Origin of the sequence: Mesorhizobium sp. B2-3-11 (genome assembly GCF_006442215.1) — a bacterium.
Lineage (GTDB): Bacteria > Pseudomonadota > Alphaproteobacteria > Rhizobiales > Rhizobiaceae > Mesorhizobium > Mesorhizobium salmacidum.
In genome coordinates this window covers 39,055-62,167 of the sequence record NZ_VFVS01000025.1, presented here as the reverse complement: position 1 = coordinate 62,167, position 23,113 = coordinate 39,055, and the positions used below count along the sequence as shown (strand labels likewise).

The 23,113-nt window shown below is 56.6% G+C and carries 22 protein-coding genes and 4 pseudogenes; 12 read left to right on the top strand and 14 right to left on the bottom strand.

What is annotated here, in order from left to right:
* Positions 1-67 precede the first annotated feature (67 nt).
* From FJ960_RS30220 to FJ960_RS26570, 4 genes are all read left to right on the top strand, one after another.
* The gene (locus tag FJ960_RS30220; protein ID WP_210242200.1) at positions 68-1,036 is read left to right on the top strand and encodes a WxcM-like domain-containing protein; all 969 of its coding nucleotides are present in this window, start codon (positions 68-70) and stop codon (positions 1,034-1,036) included.
* Positions 966-1,454, top strand: a complete 489-nt coding sequence (locus FJ960_RS26580; protein ID WP_140718004.1) for a GtrA family protein — start codon at positions 966-968, stop codon at positions 1,452-1,454. The genes FJ960_RS30220 and FJ960_RS26580 overlap by 71 nt, the downstream gene beginning before the upstream one ends.
* Positions 1,447-3,060: a hypothetical protein gene (locus FJ960_RS26575; protein WP_140718002.1), complete on the top strand. Its 1,614-nt coding sequence runs from the start codon at positions 1,447-1,449 to the stop codon at positions 3,058-3,060. The genes FJ960_RS26580 and FJ960_RS26575 overlap by 8 nt, the downstream gene beginning before the upstream one ends.
* 255 nt (positions 3,061-3,315) lie before the next feature.
* A complete protein-coding gene (locus FJ960_RS26570) occupies positions 3,316-5,337 on the top strand; it encodes an acyltransferase family protein (RefSeq protein ID WP_140718000.1) in 2,022 nt (673 codons plus the stop codon).
* Positions 5,338-5,502: 165 nt separating this feature from the next.
* Here FJ960_RS26570 and FJ960_RS26565 read toward each other — a convergent pair whose 3' ends face one another.
* From FJ960_RS26565 to rffA, 5 genes are all read right to left on the bottom strand, one after another.
* Positions 5,503-7,479, bottom strand: coding sequence for an acyltransferase family protein (locus FJ960_RS26565; protein WP_140717998.1), 1,977 nt, complete (start codon positions 7,477-7,479; stop codon positions 5,503-5,505).
* 145 nt (positions 7,480-7,624) lie between these two features.
* Positions 7,625-8,335: a class I SAM-dependent methyltransferase gene (locus FJ960_RS26560; protein WP_140717996.1), complete on the bottom strand. Its 711-nt coding sequence runs from the start codon at positions 8,333-8,335 to the stop codon at positions 7,625-7,627.
* An 81-nt stretch (positions 8,336-8,416) separates the two neighbouring features.
* Entirely contained in the window at positions 8,417-9,370 is a 954-nt protein-coding gene (locus tag FJ960_RS26555) for a glycosyltransferase family 2 protein (RefSeq protein ID WP_210243298.1), read from the bottom strand.
* A complete protein-coding gene (locus tag FJ960_RS26550; RefSeq protein ID WP_140717994.1) occupies positions 9,358-10,461 on the bottom strand; it encodes a DegT/DnrJ/EryC1/StrS family aminotransferase in 1,104 nt (367 codons plus the stop codon). Before FJ960_RS26550 ends, FJ960_RS26555 begins: the two co-directional genes overlap by 13 nt.
* 356 nt (positions 10,462-10,817) lie before the next feature.
* Positions 10,818-11,963, bottom strand: coding sequence for a dTDP-4-amino-4,6-dideoxygalactose transaminase (gene rffA, locus FJ960_RS26545; RefSeq protein ID WP_140717992.1), 1,146 nt, complete (start codon positions 11,961-11,963; stop codon positions 10,818-10,820).
* 247 nt (positions 11,964-12,210) lie between these two features.
* Between rffA and FJ960_RS26540 the strand changes: the two genes are divergently transcribed.
* Positions 12,211-13,197, top strand: a complete 987-nt coding sequence (locus tag FJ960_RS26540; RefSeq protein WP_140717990.1) for a glycosyltransferase family 2 protein — start codon at positions 12,211-12,213, stop codon at positions 13,195-13,197.
* A 247-nt stretch (positions 13,198-13,444) separates the two neighbouring features.
* On the opposite strand, the pseudogene FJ960_RS30215 reads toward FJ960_RS26540, so the two are convergent.
* Positions 13,445-13,797: pseudogene (locus FJ960_RS30215) on the bottom strand (MucR family transcriptional regulator).
* A 251-nt stretch (positions 13,798-14,048) separates the two neighbouring features.
* Between FJ960_RS30215 and FJ960_RS26530 the strand changes: the two are divergent.
* The 5 genes from FJ960_RS26530 (at position 14,049) to FJ960_RS26510 (ending at position 18,339) form a co-directional block, all read left to right on the top strand.
* Positions 14,049-14,660: a class I SAM-dependent methyltransferase gene (locus FJ960_RS26530; protein WP_140717988.1), complete on the top strand. Its 612-nt coding sequence runs from the start codon at positions 14,049-14,051 to the stop codon at positions 14,658-14,660.
* The gene (locus FJ960_RS26525) at positions 14,657-15,322 is read left to right on the top strand and encodes an acetyltransferase (RefSeq protein ID WP_140717986.1); all 666 of its coding nucleotides are present in this window, start codon (positions 14,657-14,659) and stop codon (positions 15,320-15,322) included. The genes FJ960_RS26530 and FJ960_RS26525 overlap by 4 nt, the downstream gene beginning before the upstream one ends.
* Positions 15,323-15,542: 220 nt before the next feature.
* The gene (locus tag FJ960_RS26520) at positions 15,543-16,520 is read left to right on the top strand and encodes a hypothetical protein (protein WP_140717984.1); all 978 of its coding nucleotides are present in this window, start codon (positions 15,543-15,545) and stop codon (positions 16,518-16,520) included.
* An 88-nt stretch (positions 16,521-16,608) separates the two neighbouring features.
* Positions 16,609-17,475 carry a class I SAM-dependent methyltransferase gene (locus tag FJ960_RS26515; RefSeq protein ID WP_140717982.1) on the top strand — a complete coding sequence of 289 codons (867 nt, stop codon included), beginning with the start codon at positions 16,609-16,611 and terminating at the stop codon, positions 17,473-17,475.
* A gap of 117 nt (positions 17,476-17,592) precedes the next feature.
* Positions 17,593-18,339, top strand: coding sequence for a WbqC family protein (locus FJ960_RS26510; RefSeq protein WP_140717980.1), 747 nt, complete (start codon positions 17,593-17,595; stop codon positions 18,337-18,339).
* A 71-nt stretch (positions 18,340-18,410) separates the two neighbouring features.
* Here the strand turns inward: FJ960_RS26510 and FJ960_RS26505 are convergent, their stop codons facing one another.
* The 6 genes and pseudogenes from FJ960_RS26505 to FJ960_RS30055 form a co-directional block, all read right to left on the bottom strand.
* Positions 18,411-18,794, bottom strand: coding sequence for an EamA family transporter (locus tag FJ960_RS26505; protein WP_140717978.1), 384 nt, complete (start codon positions 18,792-18,794; stop codon positions 18,411-18,413).
* Positions 18,795-18,839: 45 nt separating this feature from the next.
* A pseudogene (locus tag FJ960_RS26500) lies at positions 18,840-19,139 on the bottom strand (NAD-binding protein); the annotation flags it as partial.
* A gap of 253 nt (positions 19,140-19,392) precedes the next feature.
* The gene (tnpB, locus tag FJ960_RS30310; protein ID WP_181166150.1) at positions 19,393-19,569 is read right to left on the bottom strand and encodes an IS66 family insertion sequence element accessory protein TnpB; all 177 of its coding nucleotides are present in this window, start codon (positions 19,567-19,569) and stop codon (positions 19,393-19,395) included.
* A gap of 1 nt (position 19,570) precedes the next feature.
* Positions 19,571-19,747, bottom strand: a complete 177-nt coding sequence (tnpB, locus tag FJ960_RS30305) for an IS66 family insertion sequence element accessory protein TnpB (protein ID WP_348642372.1) — start codon at positions 19,745-19,747, stop codon at positions 19,571-19,573.
* Positions 19,744-20,130, bottom strand: coding sequence for a transposase (locus tag FJ960_RS30060; protein ID WP_246672970.1), 387 nt, complete (start codon positions 20,128-20,130; stop codon positions 19,744-19,746). Before FJ960_RS30060 ends, tnpB (FJ960_RS30305) begins: the two co-directional genes overlap by 4 nt.
* Before the next feature lie 176 nt (positions 20,131-20,306).
* Complete coding sequence (locus FJ960_RS30055; RefSeq protein ID WP_246672969.1) at positions 20,307-20,633, bottom strand: hypothetical protein; 327 nt, start codon at positions 20,631-20,633, stop codon at positions 20,307-20,309.
* A gap of 225 nt (positions 20,634-20,858) precedes the next feature.
* On the opposite strand from FJ960_RS30055, the pseudogene FJ960_RS30050 reads away from it, so the two are divergent.
* Positions 20,859-21,241 (top strand): annotated as a pseudogene (locus FJ960_RS30050) (transposase); the annotation flags it as partial.
* Between the two features lie 122 nt (positions 21,242-21,363).
* Here the strand turns inward: FJ960_RS30050 and FJ960_RS30045 are convergent.
* Together FJ960_RS30045 and FJ960_RS26480 are read right to left on the bottom strand one after the other, a co-directional pair.
* A pseudogene (locus FJ960_RS30045) lies at positions 21,364-21,666 on the bottom strand (DUF4062 domain-containing protein); the annotation flags it as partial.
* Between the two features lie 208 nt (positions 21,667-21,874).
* Positions 21,875-22,126: a helix-turn-helix transcriptional regulator gene (locus FJ960_RS26480; RefSeq protein WP_140717974.1), complete on the bottom strand. Its 252-nt coding sequence runs from the start codon at positions 22,124-22,126 to the stop codon at positions 21,875-21,877.
* Positions 22,127-22,245: 119 nt separating this feature from the next.
* Here FJ960_RS26480 and FJ960_RS26475 point away from each other — a divergent pair, with 119 nt between their 5' ends.
* Positions 22,246-22,953: a hypothetical protein gene (locus tag FJ960_RS26475; protein ID WP_181174328.1), complete on the top strand. Its 708-nt coding sequence runs from the start codon at positions 22,246-22,248 to the stop codon at positions 22,951-22,953.
* Positions 22,954-23,113: the final 160 nt, after the last annotated feature.

Sequence of the window (23,113 nt, the reverse complement as noted above, 5' to 3'; positions counted from 1 at the left end):
GCAGCCGAAAGAGCTTCCGGCCCCGCGTGCTTTCCAATCCTCAGAACGTGATTAGGGGATCTGCCGAATGATCGAGATGGACAACGTTTTCGTGCATGAAAAAGCACTCTGCGAAAGTGCGACGATTGGCAAAGGGACGCGCATTTGGGCGTTTGCCCATATCCTGCCTGACGCGAAGATTGGCGAAGGATGCAATATCTGCGACGGGGTTTTCATTGAGAACGATGTTGTTGTGGGCGATAATGTCACCGTCAAGTGCGGCGTTCAGCTGTGGGATGGCGTCTCACTGGAAGACAACGTGTTCGTCGGTCCCAACGCAACGTTTACCAATGATCGGTTTCCGCGCAGCAAGGTCTATCCTACAGCCTTTCACAGGACGATGGTTAGGAAAGGCGCCTCCATAGGCGCCAATGCCACCATTCTGCCCGGCATCGAGATCGGACCTGGCGCGATGATCGGCGCCGGGGCAGTCGTCACGCGAAGTGTACCTCCAAACGCGATCGTAGCCGGCAACCCAGCTCGAATAAAAGGCTACGTCCAGATAGGCGGCGGACAAATGTCCAAGCCCGTCTCGTTGTCTCCGACTCAGGGTGCCATTGCGAGCGGTGTGCAGGACTTGGGGGTTGGCGGCGCCACCTTGCATGATCTTAAAGTGGTGGCCGACATGCGCGGCAGCCTTACCGCCGGCGAGTTCGAGCGTGACATTCCTTTTATACCTCAACGATATTTCGTGGTGTTTGACGTCCCCTCTCGCGAAGTCAGGGGCGAACACGCCCATAAAAAATGCAAGCAATTCCTGATCTGCCTGAAGGGGTCTGTAGGAGTACTGCTTGATGATGGCAAATTCCGCCGAGAATTAATTCTGGACAGCCCTGGAATGGGCATCTACATGCCTGAGATGATTTGGGGGACTCAGTATAAATACTCTAAAGAATCGGTCTTATTGGTTTTTTCATCTCACTTCTATGATCCGACGGATTATATCCGAACATACGAGGAATTTCAGAAGCGTTGTTCCGGTTCAAATGCCGATTGATCGAAAGATGTCCCAACAAAAGGTATGGGAAATAATCAGATTTCTTGGGTCTGGCGCGCTAAATACCGGACTTACCTACACCTTGTTTCTAATACTCAACCAGGCCTACCCTTCATCACTCTCTTACACGCTGTCTTATTCCGTTGGTATTATCATAGCGTACCTTTTAAACACTTTTCTTGTTTTTAGATCGGGGCACAGCAAGCGAATGGCGGCAGCCGTGATTGCCTCATACCTCCTTCAATATTTCTACGGCCTTACAGCACTGAATATACTGGTAAATATGTTCGCTCTGCCAGCGTTTCTTGCTATGGCTGTCGTAATCATTACCGCGATTCCACTACAATATCTGATCTTGCGCTCCGCTGCTGCGCAAGCGCTGGCCGCCAAGATTCATGAGGGAATAGACAATGACTGACAGGAGCGTCCAGAGAAGTTCGGGATCGTTATGGCTACAGGGTGCGATAGTGACGGCGTTCTTCAGCGCGCTGATGATTCGGCAGTCGTTGCAGCATGGCAGGTTGGCTCTCCCACCGACCTTCGATGACGTCTCCTACCTCAACCAGGGTGGGTACTATCTTTCGATCTTCGATACTCAAGGCTTCACCGGCCTTTTCGATACCTATCTCGCCGGCCCACCTCACGCTCCGATTTCGACAGGCGCAGCCTTCGCTGGACTTGCGCTTTTCGGCGTTCACGATTGGATAGGAGCGGTAACGAACGCAGTTATACTTTTATTTTTCTCACGTTTATTTCTTACAGTTGCACGAGACCTAACGATAGCGCAGTCCACACTGCTTCTTTCGGCTCTTTGGTGCGGCCCGTATATCGGCATGACGCTGATATGGTTTCGTCCTGACATGCTTGCGGCACTGCTTGTCGCCATTGGCACCGTTTATATCGTCACGCGAACGGACTGGGTGGCGAACCGTCGAGCGCAAATAATCGGCGGCATCTTTTGCGGTTTGTCGCTATGGGGAAAGCCGACGATATTTCCGCTCACGCTCGCGCTTTATGGTATCGCGGTGCTGCTTATATCTCTTACCGCAGCCTTCAAAAGAGAATATAAAGCGATTCTTTATTCCGCCATAGTCGTGTTCGGCTTGGCGATAACCATAAGCTTGCCGTACTATGCCTTCTCCCTAGATAGCGTTGTTTCGTATATATATGCCGTAGTTTTGGGAAGCCAGGCTGATATCTGGGTTCATCCTCTTCCTCTTGCCGAAACCCTCAACTTTTACCTGACAGGATACTACGGGAAAATATCGATTGGCTGGTGGGTTTACGGTGCGCCGGTTGTCGCCCTTCTCGCCTTCATAGTCCTTTGGATCGGAGCCGACATAACAGCACTGCGAAGAGCACTATTGGTTGTTGCGCTTGTGCTCATCGCTTATGTCGCAGTCACAATCCCCACCTTTAAGGGCCCGCACGGATTTCCGTTCGCGGCTGCACTGCTAGTGTCTACCGCGCTAGCGGCGACTGTAATTGCGCGCAGCTTGCCGCGGATCTATTCGACAGCATTCTGCGCGTTGGTTCTAGCGGTTTCGCTATGGCAGTTTCAGTGGGAATTCACGATGTCACACGCATACGTCACTACAGCGCAAGCAAATACCCGACATGCATTGGTCGATAAGATGACCGAAATTATTGGCGATAACGTGGACGACCAAACTATCCTGTTTTCGACATCTTCAAACTACTCGAATTTCTTGACACTAGAATTCAATTACCGCCAGAAGGGACTTCCCCTTCCTCGCTGGACCGTTCCGCAATTGAGCGCAGATTTTGATGAGCATGAGCGAGAAATTCAGAAGGCAGATATAGTCGTCGCCTATACACCTGATTTCACCGACGTCATTCCAAACCTACCCACCGCGAGTGCCGCGTTTCGGCGACGCTTTGTCGACGCCGTTAAGCAGAGCGGATTATTTTCTGATCCAGCGCTAATACCCGATGCCGCTTTCGGTGGGGGTATCTTGATCTTCAAGAGGATCGGCGTTCGATCACCGAACCCAACGATCTAAGCGAGCTAGGCGAGTATGACTGTTCGATTCATGAAGCGAGCCAACGAGGTAGCCGGCCGTATCACAGCGAGTAGATGTGTGGTGCGCGCAATATGGACATAGATACGCTTGGAATACCGGTTATTCCCACCAAGAAAATTGTCACTGGATATCCATGCACCTCGTCAACGCGGAATTCTCATTGACACTCAATGAAAATGCCTAAGCGTAGGACTAGAACGCGCCCAGCTGTCGGCAAGGCAATGAGGTTTAGACTTGATTTCAAATGACCTTAATGGAAGCTCGTATTTCCGTTTTGTGGATGGACTTCGGGCCATTGCTGTAACAAGTGTCGTATTTTACCACCTGGGTGTTCCATATGTATCAGGCGGGTACGTCGGCGTAGATATATTTTTTGTCATCTCAGGTTTCCTCATCATAAATCAGATTTTGTTCGGATTGAAGAAGGGCTCATTTTCTTTTTCTGATTTTTGGTCGCGACGGGCGCTGCGGATACTGCCCCCATACCTTCTTGTTGTCTTAACCAGCACAATTGTAGCCCTCTACGTCCTTGTACTTCCAAGCGAATTTGAAGAATTCGGGCAGGAGGTTATCTATTCTGCTGGAATGGTTGCTAATCAATTATTTCTCGACCAGCAAGGTTATTTCGATACGGAGTCCGGGTCGAAGATTCTTCTTCATCTCTGGTCGCTTTCTGTGGAAGAACAATTCTATCTTTTCGCACCTCTCCTACTCTGGTTGGCGTACCGACTGAGAATCTCGATCCTCGGCTTCGGCGTCGTGGTCGCGATCACGTCACTCGTGGGCTGCATCTATTATACAGGTACGGGCATCACCAAGAACTACGCCTTCTATCTGATGCCGTTCCGCGCATGGGAATTTGTTGTCGGGGGCGCGATTTTGGGGGCGGTGTCGTATCTTCAAAGGTTGCCGGCGGTTGCAATCGAAGTGATCGGCGTGCTCGGTATCGTGCTGATTGCCTATGCCGTTTTCTGTTTCAACTCACAAACACCTTTCCCGTCTTATTGGGCGATGCTTCCCGTCGTCGGCACCGCGATGGTAATTGGTGCAGGCGTCGCGTTGCGACGCGGTGTCGGGACCTGGTGGCTTGCGACGCCACCAATGGTTGGCATTGGTGTTGTCTCATACGCTTGGTATTTATGGCACTGGCCTGCTCTTGCATTGGCTCGCATTTACAACTTCGGAAACCCGAGCCCGAAATGGATGGCTGCGGTCGGCGTCTTGTCCTTTGTGCTCGCGATTTGCACTCACATCTGGATCGAGCGGCCGATTCTCACATGGCGACGAGAGAAGGGGAAATACCGACTTGGCTGGTATCCAGCCATCAATGGGGTAGTTGCCTGTATTATTGCCTGTATCGCCGGCCTGGGATTCGTCTATTTGGCTCCGAAGATTGTGGTGAATTTGTCCCCCTTGCTTGCCAGTATCGAACCCTACCCGTCGAATGGAATGGCTTGCAATTTAGGTGTCATCGAAAGCACAACTGCTTGCTTAACCTATCTCGATGGGAAAAGACCAATCCTGGTGTTTGGGGACTCTCACGCGGGCGTAAGTTACGGAGCTATTGAGGCCGCGTATCACAATCCCGCAATGGCCGGCCTAATGCTTCCTAACTGTCCATCGATTTTCGATATTCGAGTAGTCGGATTTCAGGCTACTACCGAAGCGAACTGCGTCGACCTAAAGTCGCGCGGTCTCGCACAATTGGAGACCGATGTTCATGCCAAGAGTGCAATTTTGATCTCCCTCTGGACAATGTATGGGAAATGGTCGGGCGAACCTGGACCCGGTGAACAAGGTAGGTTCCTTGCTGATTTAGGCGCTGATGCGCCAGCTCCCGCGCAGCGCGATTTTTATCAGCGCAAGCTCACGGAAACTATAGAGAAACTTCATTCCCTGGGGGTCGAAAGGATCGCGCTGTTTGCTCCTGTCCCAGAGATGCCTCGTTTCGCTCCGGATTGCGTCGTTAGAGCATTGAGATATGGTTTTGATGTCGACGAATTATGCTCGGTTACTCAAGCTGCGTCAAAGGATCGACGGACCGGCGCAATGCAGTTGCTGGAGGCAGTTGCAGCCCAATTCCCATACGTAAGGATCATTGATCCTGTACCTGCTATGTGTGATGACACCTGGTGCCGCCCGTATCGCCACAACACAATTTTATATAGAGATATCAATCATTTATTACCCGCAGGAGTTCGAGCCGTCATTGACGCGAACCGAGAAACTTTTGACTGGGTTATGGGATCGAAATGATAACTTGCCTATGGCGAACTTGACAAAGTGGCGGCTGGCGATCGCGAGGTTCCTACCGTCGACGGCTTCCTCGCAGAACTGCCAGCGATCGAGTGGCCAGCCATGGCATGACATGAGAGGTGCTCGGATCAGTTCCCGAGAAGGGGGCCAAGTTTCGGGTGGCAGTCAGGGCAATAGCTGTCGTTCAACCATGTATTTTGTGACCAGGGCCGCACCATCAGTGGTGAGGTGGCCGTAATCCCAAGACGTGAGCTTGCTCAGATTTCCCGGGACATGGGTCAAACAGCCAGCATCCTTGCAAAGCAAATCGACGAGCGAAACATAATCGGCGTCAGCCGCTTTGGCGATGGCGGATATCCTGTTGTTCGTGGCAAAGGTATCCGGACTAAATCCACCGTTGAGACGGTCGGGTAATTCCTTTCCGCCGTTCAGCCAGGCGTAATATACGAGTTTGGGCAATGCATCCGACCATCGAGGCGCGGGACCGACGACCACGATCCTTGCGGGCCCAGCAGCCTTTATCCCTGCTATTGTCGCTGCCAGGTCGCCATCGAGTCGTGTACCTTCTTTCCAGTCGCCATAGAATCCCCAAGCCGCGAACAGCACGACCGTATCCGGCTGGCCGTGTCGGATTTCGTCCAGGACGGCGCGGTTGCTTTCGCCACATGGTCCAGCGAAATTCAGTAGAGGTGGACAGCTATCTTTAGTGAATTGGGCGATGTCGAGGTCGCTCGCAAGCGTCGGCCTCATCCCAGCGTAGAGCCGCGCAGCATGGGAGTCTCCCCATACAATCACTCTTTTCCGGCCGGCTGTCGGAGACTTGAGAAAACACTTCGAATTGAAAGCTTCAAATGGGTCTCCAGCCCTGACCCAGCAATCCAGAGCTCGACCTTCTTTTGCATATTCGTAGTGGCCGTAGGCGAGAACTTCGCGAACTCCCTCCGGAAATCTCAGCGGAAACCCCTGCGTGGAGACTCCCGCGAAGCTCACTGTCCCCAAGAGGACAATGGCGCCTACCAAGGGAACAACGCTCCATCTGTTCCAGGTCCCCAATCTGATCGGCCGTTCGATCAACCAGTACGTGGATGCTGCCAGGAAAAAACTTCCTACCAAGCAGGCGAGGGTTTGCGCAACCGGAATCGAGCCGCCATTGTGCAACCTTGCGAAGACTAGGATCGGCCAGTGCCACAGATATAGCGGGTAGCTAATCAGCCCAACGGCGACCAAGACTTTGCCGCCAAGCAGTCGGCCGACGATCCCTCTCGGTCCAGCCCAAATCAGCGCTGCTGCCCCACCAGATGCAACAAGGTGTGGAAGTGGAGACGTTGAGCCGGACCACAATGCCGCCGCTGATATCGCGAGGACCGCAGTGACCCCGACAATGTCGGTTCTATAACCCGCAACGTCGTAGCCAAGGTGGCCATAGCGAAGATTAAGTGCCGCTAGAACTCCGCCCAGCGAAAGCTCCCAGGCTCTTGCCCAGGGGGCATAGAATGCGGCGGTAGTATCTCGGAGGGACAACAAAAAACCGAACGCGAAAGACACCAGCGAGACTAGGATAAGAGCTGCCAAAATGGGATGCTTGAAGCTGATCAGCACCCCTAAAAACAGCGGCCACACAAGATAGAACTGCTCTTCGACACCTAACGACCAGAGATGGAGCAGCGGCTTTGTCTCCGCTGCGGCATCAAAATATCCCGCCTCGCTCCAGAACTGGAAATTCGGAATGAAGAGCGACGAGGCGACAATCGACTTGCTAAGTCTTGTCATCTCTTCGGGATCTAGTAAAGTCCACCCCATGACAAAAGCAAATGCCAGCACCAAGGCAAGTGCTGGGAATATTCGACGCACCCGGTTCGCGTAGAAATTCTTGTACGTGAATGTGTCGCTGACAATGATCGAAGTGATCAGAAAGCCGGAGATAACGAAAAACACGTCAACGCCGAGGAACCCACCGGGAACAAAATGCGGGAAGGCGTGAAAGCCTAAGACCAAGATCACTGCGGCGGCACGCAGCCCGTCTATGTCGCCTCTATACTGGATCGCAGTGGGCCATGACGTGCGCTGTGCTGTTCTCTGAACCAAAATTGAGAATGGGGTAGCTACCGTATCTGTAGGCCATCGACGGCCGCTGCCCACCATTATCCGAGGATCCTAAACATCATCAACCTGCTCGCGAGGCCGGAAGGACTGACCATACGGCAAGCCCAACCAATCTGCCAGCGCCGGATATCACACTCTGGCCTGAAAAGAATCCTTGGCACGTTGCCGCGACGTTGCGAGAAACTTATGGCGCTCGGCGGCTAACGCCGGATGAGCGTTTAGCGGTGAGAGCAATCGCAGCCGGGTACTCGACCGCGATTAGACTAACTCCCTCGAAACCTGCCTCGATCACCCCGCACCAGACGTCGGCGCCGTACTCGGTATAAACTCGCCAGTCTTCGCCGGTCTGCGTTGGATCACCGTGATAACTGGGCGGGAGGTTGTCACGTCTCTGGGTCATGCGTCCGACGATAATGGGAACGGTAAAACAGAGGCTGCCACCCGGTTTCAAAACTCGCAGGCATTCTCTTAGGCCAGCTGTCGGATCTGGCACGTGCTCCAGCGTGTCGGAATGAACCACCACGTCGAAGCTAGATTCCGGGAAGCTCAACGCCTGCATGTCCTCTTTCGGGTAGCTGGCAGACCGGTATCCTGACATCCCCCGGAGCGTATCAGAGAGGCCGGCGGCCCCGTTCAGATCAAGCAACGAAAGCCTTGCCGCCCGATTGCTGCAAGTGAATTCGGCGAGGACCGGCCCGGCGTCCCATATAGAAATCAGTGCCCGGCCCAAGGCAATGGAACGAAGGTTCCCGCCGCATCCGAGACAGGTCCGACCTTGCTGCAAATCCACATAGCGTACCTCCTCCGGCGAAAGCCTCCATTCCGCGATGAGTTCAGGCCAGAGAACGCTCCTGTCTTGGAAGTCGCTACTGCCGCAGATCGAACAGAAGGTCATTCAAGAGTCCTAAAAAGGAGGGCTGCTCACTTGATATTATCACGAGGTACAATTGCTCGCATCCGAAGAGCGCACGACCCCTCATGATCCCCTGCCTCCCGAAACGATGTGGCTGATGATGCGCAGTGGCCGCCGTTTGGTGTTTTCCGCCGTGCGCCAGATGTAGAGACCGAGAATGCCCTGCACAGTCAGAATAAGGGACCCGAGGAACAAGGTCAGCACAATCTGTGTCGCATAGCCGGCCTGGCTGATATAGCCGGTTATGCGCGCAATAAGCGTTACCACACCCATGACCAAACTTATCGCGCAGCCGATGGCTCCCAGCCAAAGAACCAGCATGATGGGCAGATCAGAGAAGGAAAGTACGCTGTCCATCATGTAACGAAATCGACGCGAAAAATTCCACGCGCTTTTGCCGTGCAGGCGCGGTTTGCGCGCATAGGCAACGAATTCACGGCGAAAGCCGACCCAAAACAGCTGCGCCACCAGCGAACTGTTGGGTTCTTCGATCGCCAACACGGCGTCCAGAACCGCCCGGTTGCAGGCAAAGACGTCCACGCCGCCTTTCGGCATATCAGGCAGCACAAAAGCCCTGTAGGTGCTCCAGAACGCATTCGACAAGAACCGCGTCAGCGCCGGGTCGTTGCGGCCCTCGCGCTTGCCGAACGCAATGTCGGCACGATCGGCGGCCAGAATCCGGAAGAACTCGAGGGCGAGTTCGGGTGGTTCCTGAAGGTCGGCGGCCATCGCTGCGATGTATTTTCCCGATGCCTTTTCCATCCCGGTGCGGATTGCCGCGAACGAGCCGAAATTGCGGCTGTGGAACACCACCTTGCAAGTATAGGGCGTTTTAGGCGCAAGCTCGATCAAGAGCTGTCCGGACCGGTCCGGAGACCCGTCGACGACGAAGACGACTTCGAGATCGCCGCCGAGTTTTGCGTTGAGGCATTCTAGAGCTGCGGCAAGGCTAGGGATATTCTCGGCATTGCGGTAGACCGGGATCACGAGCGAATGGGTGGTCATCAGGCTTTCCAATCGACGATCGCCGAACAGACGCGATCGACCTCGCCCTCCGTCATCCCAGGAAAACAGGGCAGTGACAAGATACGAGCGACGCTGTCGCGTGACGCTTTCAGTCCAGACGATGACTCCCGCATCGGCAGGCCGGACCAGCCCGCCTGGTCGGTATCAAGGATGGGATAATGGATGTCCGAAGCGATGTTGCGTTCCGTAAGGAACTTGCGGAAGCCTTGGCGATCCGAACAAAGCGCAACGGCAAGATGGACGATTGAACCGTCACGGCGGGCGATGAAACGCACCTGTTCATTCTCCACAAGGCTGTAGCGGTCAAGGATTTGCTGACGTTCGGCGTTTTGTGCGTCGAGATGCGGCAGCATGGTCTCCAAAATCGCCGCCTGGATCTCATCCATGCGCGAATTGCGGCCGCCGGCGTGACTGATCTCGTATTTCGTGCGCCAACCATATTGCTGTAGCCGCCTGATGGTATCGGCGAGTGTCGGATCGTTGGTGGCGACCGCGCCGCCATCCCCTACCGCGCCGAGATTCTTGGTCGGATAAAAGCTAAAGGTCGCAAGATCGCCTAGCGCGCCCGCCATAGTCGCGCCGATGCTTGCTCCATGCGACTGCGCGCAGTCTTCGATGATCGCCACATGTTTGTAGCCGGCCGCATCCATCGCCGATCGCAAGGCTGGCACGTCTACTGTGTTGCCGTAGAGGTGGGTCGCCACTACCGCGGCGGTGTGCTCGCTCAACCCGGCGACAGCCGATTCGATGGCCAGCAGTTGGCTGCTGACCTCAATATCGGCGTACACTGGTACCAAGCCGACTTGTCGACAAGCCGTAGTCGTATAACCGCCGGCATTGGCGACGGTTACGATCTCAGCGCCCGGTCTGCACTGATGCGAGAGCGCGCGCAGGGCCAGTTCAAGCGCATCCGTGCCGTTGGCCACCGGGATGCAGATTGAAACGCCGAGATACTCAGCGAAACGGTCGGCGAAAGACCTCATCCTCGGTCCGTTGAGCCACCAGCCCGAGCGCAATGTCTCTAAGGCCGCTGCCTCGACCGCCGGCTGATGCGCTGCGAACAGCCGGCCGAGATCGTTCATCGGAATGGAAGCGTTGGAGGGCAAATGTCACCTTTGGGCGCGCTAGACTCGCCAAGTTGCTTGATTTCGTAGCTGCGTTCTTGGCTTATTCGAGCACAGAATTCAAACGAACTTTGTCTGCATTGAAGGTCATGCAGGCTGTTTCGCCTCCACGGGACTTCGTCGAGTGCAACCAGCGGGAATCTACGAAGCCCCCACTGGAAAGACCTGCGATGCGAAACCGATTATGACGGATGAGAAATGAAATTGATCGCACCGCTGATGCCTGTGGCAGCGAAGATGGGACGGCCGCGCCGGGCCGCAGCCGTCATGATCCTCAGGCGACGCATCAAAAACCCTTAAAGCATGCAGATTTCTCAGTTGTGAATGGTGCCCAGAACCGCTGCCACACGTTCCTGGGCGGCGATGTCGAGGCCATGCCAGAGCGGCAATCTGATGACACGTTCCGCGGATTGTGTCGTTACCCGCAGATCGCCGTGAATGCGGCAGTAGCGTCGCCCCGCGGGCGATATGTGCAGCGGAACGTAGTGGAAAATGGCTGCAATGCCGTTTTGCCGGAAAGTTGCGAGCACACCATGCCGATCCACTCCCTGAGGCATCAACACGTAGTAGAGATGGGCATTGTGTTCGCACTCGGCGGGAATGACAGGTCGGCGTAACTGACCGGTGTACTCGAGCGGCGCCAACAACTCATGGTAGCGGCTCCAGATGCGCAACCGCTCGGCGGTGATCGATTCCGCATCCTCCAGTTGGGCGTAGAGAAAGGCAGCCAGCAAGTCGCTGGGCAGATAGGACGAGCCGACCTCCTGCCAGGTGTATTTATCCACCTCGCCGCGGAAAAAGCGCGTTCGGTCGGTGCCTTTTTCACGGATGATCTCGGCCCGTTGGCCAAGTCGGCCGTCGTTGACCAGTAGAGCACCGCCTTCGCCGGAAATAAGATTTTTGGTCTCATGAAAGCTCAGGGCTCCCAGATCGCCAATGCCACCGAGCGGACGGCCCTTGTAGCGCGCCATCACACCTTGGGCGGCATCCTCGACCACTTTCAAACCGTGCCGGCGCGCGATATCAAGTATGGCGTCCATTTCGCAACCCACCCCGGCATAGTGGACAACCACGATCGCCCGCGTTCGCGGGGTTATCGCGTCCTCGACCAGCCGCTCGTCGATGTTGAGGGTATCTTCACGGATGTCAACGAAGACCGGCTGGGCGCCACGCAACACAAACGCATTCGCCGTCGACGGGAACGTGTATGACGGCATGATGATCTCATCACCGGCCGTGATGTCCAGAAGGAGAGCGGACATCTCGAGCGCCGCCGTGCACGAATGGGTCAACAATGCCTTGGCGCACCCCAGATGCTGCTCGAGCCAGGCATTGCAGCGCTTGGTAAATTCGCCATCACCAGACAAATGCTTGGCCGCTCTGGCCTCACTGATGTAAAGCATCTCGCGACCAGTCAGGTGGGGGCGGTTGAAACCGATGGGGAGTGATTTGGTGATCATCAAAACCAAGTTTGAAGGATGGCCCGCGATTCGGCTAGGAACGGCGGTGCTCCAGTTTCGTGGGAACGAAGTAGCGCTATACTCGAAGGGTCACGCTTCCACCAGTGGCGAGTCGACCAGGGTCGCTCCGAGATTAAACGAGAGCCTTAAACGAAGCAGGGCAGGGTGACGGCGCGATGTTTTCACGAATATTTCGAGTTTAAAGTCATCGATCACAGACACATGGCATAATAGGCACCGCTCCTTGATGAAGCTTTCCATCGTCAGCACGCTCTACATGTCCGAGGCTCACATCGACGAGTTCTGCGACCGGATCTCTGCCGTCGCGCGTCACCTTGTCGGCGATGAATTTGAGATCATCCTGGTCAATGATGGCTCGCCGGATCACAGTCTGGATCTTGCGCTTGCGCGCAGCGCTGTCGATCGACACCTGACCATTATCGATCTGTCACGGAATTTCGGCCACCACAAGGCCATGATGACTGGGTTGGCCCATGCTATCGGCGGTCGGGTCTTTCTCATCGACTGCGATCTCGAGGAAGAGCCCGAGTGGCTGCTGCCCTTTGCCGGCCAGATGTCGGAACGCCAGCTCGATGTGGTCTATGGGGTCCAGCAATCTCGACGTGGTGGCGCCTTTGAGAGATGGACTGGCGCTTTGTTCTTCTTAATCAACGATGCGCTGAGCGACTTCCAGCTGCCACGCAATCTGGTGATCGCGCGGCTCATGACGCGCGCCTACGTTACCGCGCTTGTCAGCCATCAGGATCACGAGTTTATCATCGCTCATTTATTTCAGTTGACCGGCTTCCGGCAGGGTTCGCAGGTTGTCGCTAAGCACTCCCTATCGCCCACGACCTATTCGGTTAGCCGTCGCGTTCAAATGGCGGTGCGCTATTTGATGACGACGTCAACACGAATTCTATACATTGTTCTGTATTTCGGGATGTCCGTGTCCGTCCTTTCATTTCTTCTGATCTTTTTTTATATCGTGAGATACCTTGTGTCAGGGATCGGCGTGACCGGGTTTACCTCGCTGATCGTCTCCATCTGGTTTTTCGGCGGCATGACGATGCTCGTACTGGGCGTTCTCAGTGTTTACATCGCCAATATTCTGTCGGAGGCGAAACGGCGGCCCTATACGATAATTCGAGACATCCATCACGGCGTCGGTGGGGCAGGCAACGATGCGCGAGAAAATCAGTCGTCCCCCGGTTCGCCCGGCGTTGTCGACTAAATTTGTCGTCGCAGAATTATGGGCGGAATTCTGCACCGCGGTGCTCAAGGTTTTCTCCAATCATCCTACCACCGACATCCCTTCGGCAGCTGCCGCGTCCAGCACCTTGCCGCGCAATTCGGGCGAAACCCTTGCAGCTTACCGAAATAGCGGGTCGGGGTGAGCCGCCGCGCCGTCCGGGGAATTGGATGTCAAGATCGAGTGGCTCGCCCTTACCACCAGAAGCTGATCAGATAGAAAGCGCCGTTCAGTATTCGTACGCTGGTCCGACCATGGGATAATCGCGCGGCAAGCCCCACTTGGCGCGATAGGTATCCGGCGTCAGGTCATAATCCGTACGGATGTGCCGCTTGAGAGACTTGAACTTCTTTCCATCCTCCAGGCAGATAATGTAATCGGGGAATACCGCTTTCTTCGGATTGACTGCCGGCACCAGGTCTACAAACGGCGCTGCAAGCAGCCCCTCTGAGGCCGGATATCGAATGATGGATCGAAGCGATCAGTTCCGGCAGGCCCTGGATTGTTGCTCAGATATGCAGAGACAACCCCTGCTGTCAGCTCGGCGAATTCGGCGCTGGTTTGTTCGACTTCGTTGGTCATATAGTTATCAAAGGCTGAAGCAATCGACTGGATTGGCGACTGGATTAGCGCTTGTCTGGCCCTCCAAACAGCGTAAGACCGTCCGGCGCCTTCGTCAGCGGCTGTTTGGTAGAGGGAAACAAAATTCAATTTCGGTATCATTCGCGGCACCGTCCATTTAAACTTCGCGACACGATTCTCTGTGTGACAATCCACCGATGGTTATGCTTATGACGTCTATTGGCGCGCCGGCACCTGACAAAAGTGGGGCAATGCTGCTTGAGGTTGCCCGCTACTATGGCGACAAGGTACAGGCGCACGGCGCTAGCCCCAAGGGTGTGGACTGGAATACGGAAGAAGGTCAGATCCTCCGATTCAGGCAATTGGCTTCGTTGATCGACCTGCCGGGCGACTTCACGGTCAACGACCTGGGATGCGGCTACGGCGCCTTGCTACCGTTCCTCTCCGATCGCTTCCCCGGCGTACGGTACTACGGCTGCGATGTGGCTGGAGAGATGATCGAAGTAGCTGTCAGTCTTTTTGGCGATCGTTCATACGCGCAGTTTACTGTCGGATCAGCGCCTATGCAGGTTGCAGATTTCGGCTTTGCGAGTGGCGTTTTCAACGTCAGGCTTACCCGTCCGGACGATCAATGGGCGGCATATCTGGAGGCGGCGCTGGATGTACTCCATGCCACCAGCCGACGCGGCTTCGCCTTCAACTGCCTTTCCTCTTATTCTGATCGAGCCAAGAGAAGAGCCGATCTCTTTTATGCGGATCCAAAGCGCCTTTTCGACATCTGCAAGACAAAATACGCGCAGCGGGTGGCACTGCTGCACGATTACGGTCTCTATGAGTTTACCATCCTGGTCCGAAAGATATGAAGCGCCCGATCATCATATTTGGGGCAGGGGAAATCGCTGAACTTGCCCACTACTATTTCACGCATGATTCGCCGCATGATGTCGTCGCGTTCACCGTAGACAGAGCATTCCTGAGGGCGGATCGACTGGCAGGGCTTCCCGTCGTACCTTTCGACGCCTTGGCGCAGGACTATCCGCCAGACGCATACGCGGCGTTCGTGGCGCTGAGTTACGGCCAATTGAATGAGGTTCGCCGCCAGAAATACCTAGCGGTCAAGGCAATGGGATATGAACTCGTCAGTTATGTCAGTTTGAAAGCCAGCCTGTTCAATGACGGCAGAATTGGCGAAAACTGTTTCATTCTTGAGGACAATACCATCCAGCCTTTTGCGTCCATCGGCAACAACGTGACGCTGTGGAGCGGCAATCATATCGGGCATCATGCACGCATTGCCGACCATTGCTTTCTCGCGTCGCAAATTGTGGTTTCGGGCGGGGTCGAGATCGGAGAGGCCTGCTTCGTGGGTGTCAATGCGACACTTCGCGATCATATCCGTATAGGCGAGAAGTGCGTGATCGGTGCCGGGGCGCTGATTCTGGGAGATGCGGCGCCCGGCGGCGTCTACCTCGGCAGCGCAACGGAGCGGTCAAAAGTGCCGAGCTCGCGGCTCAGAAGGATTTGACGCGGTGTGAAGGGAGGAACTCAGCCGCCTGCTCTGCTCGACAGATCATATCGGATGGATGTGTTCGCACGCCACCATGCCGATTGCCGAGCACATCTCGCGCACTCTGCTCGGAATCTATTTCGGTATCTCGGGGATGTATCGCAATGATCTCGGGGATGTATCGCAATGCTCCCAGAGAGTTCACGTCGTTTAGGCCGGATTTACCTGGGAGACCAAAGTGAAACCCAATGCGACCCATTCCAGTTCCGCTTTGGGCGTTGACTCGGTCGGGGCGGGAAGGCGTTTCAAGCGCGCTGGGCTATTGTGCTCGCCGAGCGGCTCTCCTTGGGAGCGCTCGCATTGCCAGAACCCCTTTGCCCAGAGGCTCGGCAACGAAAAATACCGTATTCATTTTGCAAGTCGCGATGACAGCAATCGCTCGCGGGGCGGCTGGGTCGAGGTCACCGCGACTGCCGAAGGCCTCACACCGATCGCTCGCTCAGATGGACCGTCCCTCGATATTGGCCAGCCGGGGACATTCGATGACGCCGGCGCCATGCCCGGTTGCCTCGTTAATCACGAAGGTCGCTTGTTACTCTATTATACCGGCTGGTCACTCACCCGCACGGTGCCTTTCACCTTCTCTATCGGGGTCGCGGAATCGCACGACGGAGGCCTTCATTTCGATCGTCTATCCGATGCGCCGATGCTCGGCCGGAACCATTACGATCCCCTGCTTGCTGGCGCGCCCTGGGTGCTCGTGGAAGGTGGCACTTTCCGAATGTGGTATGTGTCCGGCCTGCGATGGGAGGTCGACCCAGAAGGGAAAAATGCACCGATCCACTACTACACCATTAAACACGCGACGAGTCTCGATGGCATGACCTGGATGACTGACGAGCACATCTGTGTGCCCTTCCATGAGGGCGAGCACGCCATCGCCCGGCCGGTCGTCCAAAAGACTGACGTGGGCTACGAAATGCTCTATTGTGCCAGGCGCTTAGGCGAAACTTACCGGGTATATCGTGCAACATCTGTCGACGGGATCGACTGGAAGCGCGACATCGCGCCACTGCTCGACACGAGCACCAGTGGGTGGGATTCCGAGATGGTATGCTATGCCAGCCTGCTGCATGCTGCCGAGGCTAGCTTTCTGCTCTACAACGGCAATGGTTATGGGAGGGATGGGTTCGGCGTCGCCATCCTGGAACGGTGACGGAGCCGAAATCGGAAAACGCCATGAAGAAAGCCTTTGCCTCCGGGAAGGGCCGGATGCGCTTCTGTGTCGAGACTAGATTGAACACATGATCATTTGCCCGCATTGCAGTCTGCAGCATGCATTCACGGACGCGGCCTGTCCGAACTGCGGTTTTTTCCCTGCGAGCAAGGATGGTTTCCCTGCCTGGGCCCCTGAAATTGCAACAGCAGGCGGGGGATTCCACGAGACTTTTTTTTCAGAGCTCGCCACGCGCGAGGCCGGAAATTTCTGGTTCGAGGCCCGCAATGCCATCGTCGCTCGGACGCTGAAGCGGTTTTTTCCGCAGTTCCGGTCGTTCCTGGAGATTGGCTGCGGAACGGGATTCGTCCTGAGTGGCGTCGCGCGTGCATTTCCCGACGTTCGCCTTGTAGGAACTGAAATCTTCACAGTCGGCCTGGTTTTTGCGGCTGCCCGCGTGCCTTCGGCAAGCTTTGCGCAGATGGACGCGAGAAGACTGCCCTATGCCGCGGAATTCGACGTGGTGGGGGCATTCGACGTGATTGAGCACATCGACGAGGATGTCGAGGTGCTGGCCAATCTGAAACATGCCGTCAAGCCAGGAGGCGGCGTGATCATTACCGTGCCTCAGCACAAATGGCTGTGGAGCGAACTCGACGAGTATTCGTTTCATTTCCGGCGCTATGAAATGAGGGAGTTGCATAAAAAGATCGAAGGCGCCGGGCTCGACATCGTCTACAGCACCTCATTCGTCTCGCTTCTGTTGCCGCTGATGTTCCTGTCGCGACGGCGCAACAGCGCTGGCCAACCGTTCGACGCCGGCAGGGAGTTGCGCATCGGATCGGCAGCCAACGCATCCTTGCGGGCGGTCATGGGGCTCGAAAGCCTGATACTGGCGACGGGCGTCACCCTGCCAGCCGGCGGATCGCGCTTGGTGGTGGCAAGGCGACCCTGAACTGGTCTTGCCCACCGCGGCTCCCGAAGGTCCGAGTCAGAGCGCAGCACAGATCGTGACTTGATTGCTCCCTCTGCCGCGATATACCAATGCCCGATGGTTTCGATAGAACATGGGATGCCCGCGTCAACAGCAGTCCGCAATCCGCGGCGCGTTTCCGACAAGCGGATCGCCATCCTGCAATCGGCCTATATTCCCTGGAAAGGCTATTTCGATATCATCGGCTCGGTCGATATTTTCGTTGTGTATGACGACGTGCAATATCCCCAGAAGGGCCACTGGCATAACCGCAATCTCATCAAGACGCAGCATGGTCCGAAATGGCTGACCGTACCGGTGTCGAAGGCGGACGGCTCGTTCCAGAACATCGACGCTTTGCAACTGCCCCTGCCGTTCCTCGACAAGCACTGGCAGTCGATAACCAATGCCTACGCACGAGCCCCTTACTACAAGACCTTCGGTCCGAAACTCGAATCACTCTACAAGGCCGCGGCCACCTTTACCCACCTCAGCGATCTCAATCGGCACTTCCTTACCGCCTTGGCGTCGCATCTTGGCTTCGATACGCAGTTCGTGCTGTCGCGCGAACTCACCGCCGGCGGGGCTAAGACCGATCGGTTGCTGGGCATCTGCCGTGAACTTGGCGCCACCCGTTACCTCAGCGGCCCCGCCGCCAGAGCCTATCTCGAGACCGACAAGTTCGATGCCGCCAATGTTCAGGTGGAGTGGATGGATTATTCCGGTTATCCGACCTATCCGCAACTACACGGCAGCTTCGATCCGGGTGTGTCAGTCATCGACCTGCTGTTCAATACGGGCGACAACGCTCGCGACTTCATGAAGGCGCCGCTTTCGCGCACATAATGCATGTCGCCAAAAGAACGCAGCCGCTTTGGGGCACCCACGCTCCTGCCGAGCGCGCACAAAACCGACAGCTACGGCGTCTGGGTCGCCGCCAGCAGCACGCCGACGACAATCAGGCCATTGCCGGCAAGGGTCTGCCAGCCAAATCGTTCGTGCAGGAAGACGATCGAGCTGGCGAAAACCAGAGGATAGGACAACGCCGCGAACGGAAACCCGAGCGAAAGCGGGATTCTGGAAATCGCGGCGTACCAAAGCAGGCTGGAGACCACTAAGCAGGTGCCGCCTATCCAGACCCGCCAGTCGGCGAGGAGGCCGAGCAGATACGGCCAGCCACTCTCGAAACTGAATGGCACCACTCCGTGGTGGGTCAGACGCGACTTGATGACGATCTGAGCCGCAGTGAGTGACATCACAGCCACAAGAATAAGAACGATTCCGATGGCACGATTATCCACGCTGCTTCTCCATGGCCTACCCGCAAAAGCGCGTCGCGTCGAAACCTAGTTTTCCAGGCGCGCGAACAGCGAGGATGTGTCCCAGCGCTTGCGCCCATTGCCTGTACATCCTTGTAGAACTTGTCGACGAGCGCTGTCACCGGCAGTTTTGCACCATTGCGGTCGGCACCGAGATCCTCGCGCATCCAGTCGACGGCGAAGCCGAAATGATATTTGCCGGCATTCATGGTTCTCCATCTCCCCGGAACCGGTCGGACCCTTGGAAATCACCTCGATCTTCTCGAGTCGAGCCCGTTCTTTCGAAATGAATGCTTCAGCAAGACCCTGGACGCGGCCGGCCACACACTCGCTAGCCGTGTCCATCTGCCCAGCTATCGTCGCTGAATTTCCAGGAGCCGAACGTAAGCGTCATGCTGCTTTTTTGTAGCAGTAGTTCACCATGCTCCAATCCTACACTGCGAGAGACATTGATTAAGCATGTCTTTCTCGTCGACGCTGAGCGAGGATGTAGAGGTTCTGGCCAAAGCGTCGATCGCATCACAAATGGTCTCAAAGTCCAAGGATTCCGGGCTTTTCCGTAGCCGTCGACGCGCCGATTTCAGCCGGCCAGGGCAGGCCTCCAAACACGCTCGGGAGCGCGCCAGTCGATGCCTTCGATCAGCATCGCAAGCTGCGCCGGCGTCAGCGTGATCGAGCCATCGAAGCCCGCCATCACCGGCCATGCGAAGCTGCCCCGATCGAGCCGCTTTTGTGAACAGGCACAGTCCGTTTCCATCTCAGAACAGGATCTTCAGCATCGACGCCTTCTTGCCTCGAAAGGCGAACAGATGACCCGAGAACGGATCCTGCTTCAGCGTTTGCTGCACCAGCATGGCGAGCCCGTCGAGACCTTTACTCATATCGGTGTAGCCCAGCGCGTGGTGCACCTTCACGCCGGCGGGAGCGATCATCATCTTCCTGTTCCTTCGCTTTCAAGAATTTCACGAACGACGTCTCCATCGCTGCCGGCAGGTGCGAAGACACGCCGGCCGTCAGGCCGGTCGATCGCTGTCATTCCGTCCTGCGGTTGCACGAGGTCACGCAGCAAAAGTGCTGCTGGCGTGCCATCAGGCAGTGCGACAGGCGCCAGCTTCGCGCGCTTCTTCTGCGCGACACCGAACTGCACACGCCAGCGGGACAGCATGCCCGTGACGATCCCGTGCTTGCGTGCGACCTCGGAGACGCTGACACCGGGCTGGTCGCTCTCCAATGCAATGACGTGCTTTTCCTCGTCGCTGAAGAAGCGCCGCGCAGGTTGCCGGGGTGGTGCCGGATCATCGTCTGATGGTGCTGTCAAGCTCGATTCCGGCGGCGTTCCGCTAGCACTAGGGCTAACGACGGGCGGAGGGATGAAGATGGGCCCGCCAGTCGATTTCGACCTCGCTGTCGTCCAGCCGGGTCACGCCATGCGCAGGCTCGTCGGCGAAAGATGCGGCGCGGCTGCATATTCGCGAATACCCATGCCGCTCCAGTTCATCGCCTCGACATGCTCGCCCAGAACGCCTGGACAGCACGGTTGCGCACATCCGTGCTCACCGCAAAGCGCAGTCGAGCACGCTTCTTTCGCCGCTTGGCTTGCGCTTCCAGGCGCTTCTGACGGCGCAATTCCGCCCGATATTCCGCGAGCTTACGCGCAGCGTCCTTGCCGGCAAAGTACTTCAGCCAGCGGTCGAGCGTGTCCTTCGTCAGGCGATGCTGACGGCAATATGCGGTCCGCATCAGACCGCTGCGCTGCCACGCCACGACGTGAACAACCCACCAGGATTGTCGCGCTTCGTTCTCGAAATGTCTCAAATTCACCGGAGATCCTCCATTGCTACGAAGGAGCCCGACATGTCGCGCAGATGCACTACTCGATCTGGGTGCAGGGACCGGACGCTTACGAACGACCGAGGGATTGCCGCCCGTAATCGGGGAGGGCGCCTGGAGGGACAGCAAAGCTGTGTGTCTGCCGCGGCGCCGCTGGCGACGGCCGGTAGTTCGGCGGCACATTCTGCGTCTGTCCAACAGCGCAGGAGGCGAACGATGGAATTCTTTTGTGGACTGGACGTGGCGATGGACGAGACGGCGGTTTGCGTCGTCGACGATCAGGGCGCGGTTCATCTGGAGGCGGCGGTGATGACCGATCCCGAGGCACTGTTTGCGGTGCTGAAGCCGTTTCTCGCGCGACTGCGGCGCGTCGGGCAGGAGGCCGGCTCGCTGTCGTCTTGGCTGCATCCGGAACTCAAGAAAACTTGGCCTGCCGGCGATCTGCCTGGAGACGCAGCACGTGCGCGCCGCGCTGTCGGCGCAGCGCAACAAGACCGACAAGGCCGATGCGCTCGGCATCGCCCACATCATGCGCACCGGCTGGTTCCGCCACGCTCGCCCAGGTTTTGCGTGTCTTGGTCGCCGAGACTTCTTCGATGAACTCCTCCAATAGGCGTTTACCGGTGTCCGTACGCTCGGTCTTGTCGGAGGGTATTTGCCCGCGCTGACCGTGAAGCATAACTAAAACCGGGATTTGCCGCTCCACGGCGTATCGATATTCCTTGTGGCCATCATCGGCAATCGCTCCGTACCGCCCGCCGATGATCAGTACGCAATAATCGCATTGGTCAAGGAGAGTGGTTATGAGATCGAAAGCAGCATCGTCCGATGCAGGGAAGGATTCCATCTGGACTGGGAAGTCGCCCGCCTCGATCACCGTGTCCTGGACTGCTCGACGCTCCTCCCGCAAGTTCTCGAACGTTGAACTGATGAAAACGGAATATTTGGTGACCAACTCGGAGCCTCGCCTGCAGCACGTGCGCAATGGAGGAGAAGTATCGTAATGCGTCAAGCAAGGGAACATTGCGCCTCAGATCAACTATTCCCAAGGCCGGAACGGGCGCAACTCGGCCGTCGGTAGCTCGCGCAACATGTGACATGGAAATCTGCTCCGGGCTGGGCCGTCGACGTAGGCAGCAATCTATCGATCACCGCCGAAAGCTGCCGATGAGATGACGGTCTGCTAGCAAACCGAAAGTCTGGATCTTTCGGTTTCGACGAAAGTGCTGATGTCACGTACCATCGAGTCGATGGGCAAGGCGGACGCCGGGTCCTCCTCCGTTTTGTGAAATGAATTCGATCCCCGCCGCTTCCAACGCAGAAGATATCGCCTGAAGTGTTGCCGGCCTAGGGAGCGTTTGAAAGCTTTCAATTCTGGCGAGCGTACGAACTGTCACTCCAGAGGCGTTTGCCAAGTCCTCTCTCGTCCAGTCAATCAAGGCCCGAGCTGCTCGGATCTGCTGCGGCAGTATGTCCGTTTTCATGACATTCATCTTGTTAAAAGTCACAAAAAGTGACATAAGCAATGGCGGCTAGCGGCCGCACCGGTGCTCGATACACTCGGTGCGGCCTGACCACAACCAAGCTGTTAGGAGCTCGGATCATGGCTGATTCCGACAATACCACGCCTTTGTCTTTCGTCACCCGCAGGAGGGTACTTGGTGCAACGGCGATTGCAATCTTAGGATGGGAAAGAAACGCTTTTGCCGGTAAGGCGCCGGCGGCAGATGTAGCTTCCGATCCCGCGCTGGCGATTTGGCGGGAATGGTACAACGCTCACGAACTGAGCGAGCGCCTTTGCGATCAGAGTGCGCACTTGGAGCGCACGCTCGTGGAGACCGTCGGCTTCCCGGGCGCGAGCGTCCAGTTGCCCGGTGGCGAGAGCGTAACGATCAATTCCATCGGGGCACTCCGGGAGGTGCTCGGCGCCGACGCCGATGACGCTCACGTCGAGGCAGAAGCCCGTTTGGCGGCTCATCAAGCACGTTGGGATGCCGCAGAGAGGCGAATTGGCTATTCGTCCGTGGCAGAGGCGGAAAGGAAGGCAGCTGATCGAGCCGAAGAATTGCTCGAAGCTTTGGCTGCGGCACCTGCCACCTCCCTTGCCGGCGTAGCGGCCAAATTGAATGCGGTGCTTCTTGAGAGCGAGGTGCGGGAGGGGGGCGAAGAGTTTCCGTGGCCGCAGATTCGCTCGGCGTTCGATGATGTTTTGCGGCTGGGCCAAGAATCTGCCCTTGCGTCGGCAGATCGAGACTGTTTTTCGTCCGCGCCCAGACCGACGGAACCCGGAAAGGGAAGGGTAGGGGATTAGCCTAGCCGTCCAAGGCGGCGGCGCGGAAAAGGCGGCTTAAGCGTACACATCGGCCATTCGAGATTGGAGAGAGATCGGCGATCCTTGCCTGGTGCTGCAAAGCGCCTGAAACCGGGCACAGACGATGAAGAGACCTAGGAACGTCCGTCGATCGGTTGAG